At 54.7% G+C, this 2,554-nt stretch carries 2 protein-coding genes; both read left to right on the top strand.

What is annotated here, in order from left to right; translation table 11 throughout:
* Positions 1-756: 756 nt before the first annotated feature.
* On the top strand, positions 757-1,269 hold the full coding sequence (locus HMPREF2959_RS08495) for a shikimate kinase (RefSeq protein ID WP_002239999.1): 513 nt from the start codon (positions 757-759) through the stop codon (positions 1,267-1,269).
* A gap of 79 nt (positions 1,270-1,348) precedes the next feature.
* Complete coding sequence (gene aroB / locus HMPREF2959_RS08490; protein ID WP_002219791.1) at positions 1,349-2,428, top strand: 3-dehydroquinate synthase; 1,080 nt, start codon at positions 1,349-1,351, stop codon at positions 2,426-2,428.
* The last annotated feature ends 126 nt before the right edge of the window (positions 2,429-2,554 follow it).

Genomic DNA, 2,554 nt, shown 5'->3' with positions numbered 1-2,554 from the left:
GCTTTTCATTTCTGGATTCCCACTTTTGTGGGAAGGACGGCGGAAGGGGTAAATCCTCACAACCCAAAGCCTCGTCATTTCCACAAAAAACAGCAACCCGAAACAGCAACTTAAAACCGCGTCATTCCCGCGCAGGCGGGAATCTAGGTCTGTCGGTTCAGGAACTTATCGGATAAAACGGTTTCTCCAACCCTGCGTTCTAGATTCCCACTTTCGTGGGAATGACGGGATATGGGTTTCCGTGCGGACGTGTTCGGATTTCCGCCTGCGCGGGAATGACGGCGACAGATGCCCGACGGTCATTATAGTGGATTAAATTTAAATCAGGACAAGGCGACGAAGCCGCAGACAGTACAAATAGTACGGAACCGACTCACTTGGTGCTTCAGCACCTTAGAGAATCGTTCTCTTTGAGCTAAGGCGAGGCAACGCTGTACTGGTTTTTGTTAATCCACTATAGTATTGATAAACATATTATCTTCAATATATTCAATTGGATAATTGTTTACCTAAGCAAAGATAATTGCCTTTTCCTGACAAATAAGTGAAATCAACGGATTGTCAAAACACAGCCTGAAATAAAAAACCTCCCTGATTTCTTTTATTTTTCCTTAAAATCAGAAAGGTTCGGGATGGTCGGGTTATTTTTCCAAACGTACCGCTGCCCTGCCGATTTCGTATAAAATTCCGCCGTAACCCGACAAGCCCGAACCCTGTCGCCCCGAAAGGCGGGGTGTCAAACATTAAGGAATTGTGATGAAAAACTTTAACGGCAAACTCATCCTCATCGGACTGATGGGCGCGGGCAAAACCACGCTGGGCCGGCAAATGGCGCAGCGGCTGGATTACCGTTTTTACGACAGCGATCACGAAATCGCCGTAGCCGCCGGCGTTCCCATCCCCACCATATTTGAAATGGAAGGCGAACAGGGATTCCGTTCGCGCGAAACCGCCATACTCAAAAAGCTGGTTATCCTGCCCCATATCGTCCTGTCCACCGGCGGCGGCGCGGTGTTAAAAGAAGAAAACCGCGCCCTTATCCGCAAAAGCGGCACGGTCGTCTATCTGCACGCCCCGCCCGAAACCCTGCTCGAACGCACGCGCTGCGACAACAGCCGTCCTTTGCTGCAAGTTGCCGATCCTTTGGCGAAATTACGTGAACTCTACGCCGCACGCGACCCCGTTTACCGCCAAACCGCCGACTTTACCGTAGAATCGGCAAACTGCCGGCAAACCGTGCAAACCCTGCTCAAACGCTTATCCCGATAAACCGGCATATGCGCCGCGCCCAGAAAACCAAGCCGCGCCCCGCCCGGCGGGCCGGCGGTTCAAACTTTAAGGAACAACAATGAAAACACTGACCGTACACACCCCGTCCCACAGCTACCCCATCTTTATCGGCAACGGACTGCTGCCGCAGGCAGGAAGCCTGCTCAAACCGCATTTGGGCAAACGCGCCGCCATCATCGCCAACGAAACCGTCGCCCCGCTCTACCTCGGCACGCTTCAGACGGCATTGGATGCGGCAGGCGTATCCCATTTCAGCATCATCCTGCCCGACGGCGAGGCGCACAAAAACTGGCAGACGCTCAACCTCATCTTTGACGGGCTGATGCAAAACCGCGCCGAACGCAAAACCACATTAATCGCACTGGGCGGCGGCGTGATCGGCGACATGGTCGGCTTTGCCGCTGCCACCTACCAGCGCGGCGCACCGTTCGTTCAAATACCGACCACACTGTTGAGTCAAGTCGACTCATCGGTGGGCGGCAAAACCGCCATCAACCACCCGCTCGGCAAAAATATGATCGGCGCATTCTACCAGCCGCAGGCGGTGCTTGCCGACTTGGACACGCTGCACACCCTGCCCGTCCGCGAATTGTCCGCCGGTATGGCGGAAGTCATCAAATACGGCGCGCTCGGCGACATCGGTTTTTTCGAATGGCTCGAACAAAACATATCCGGACTGATGACGCTCGATCGGGAAAAACTCGCCCAAGCCGTGTACCGCTGCTGCCAAATGAAGGCAGACATCGTCGCCCAAGACGAAACCGAACAGGGCATACGCGCATGGCTCAACCTCGGACACACCTTCGGACACGCCATTGAAACCGAGATGGGTTACGGCACTTGGCTGCATGGAGAAGCCATCGCCGCCGGCTGCGTGTTGGCGGCGCGTTTGTCCGAACAACTGGGCAAAACCTCCGCCGCAGATACCGCGCGGCTCGCCGCCCTGCTCGAAGCCGCTGGACTGCCGTCCGCACCGCCCGTGTTTGCCTTTGAAAAATGGCTCGAACATATGAGCCACGATAAAAAAGTCAGCGGCGGCATCATGCGCTTTATCGGTCTGAACCGGCTGGGCGAAGCCAACATCACCGAAATTACCGACACGGACATCCTCCGCCGCACCCTGCAACCGTATCTCTGATTTCCTCTGCCGATGTGCTGCCGCGCGGGTTTGACGCACGATGATGATTTTCCATCATCTTTCTCCGTAAAAGCGGGAATCCGGTCCGTTCGGTTTCGGTCGTTTCCGATAAATTCCTGCTGCTTT

Source organism: Neisseria sp. HMSC070F02 (genome assembly GCF_001814225.1).
Taxonomy (GTDB): Bacteria; Pseudomonadota; Gammaproteobacteria; order Burkholderiales; family Neisseriaceae; genus Neisseria; species Neisseria meningitidis.
This window is presented reverse-complemented; position numbering and strand designations above follow the sequence as displayed.

Excerpts from the sequence above, each read along its gene's own strand:
- aroB (WP_002219791.1), top strand. The coding sequence starts at position 1,349 with ATGAAAACACTGACCGTACACACCCCGTCCCACAGCTACCCCATCTTT.
- HMPREF2959_RS08495 (WP_002239999.1), top strand. The coding sequence starts at position 757 with ATGAAAAACTTTAACGGCAAACTCATCCTCATCGGACTGATGGGCGCG.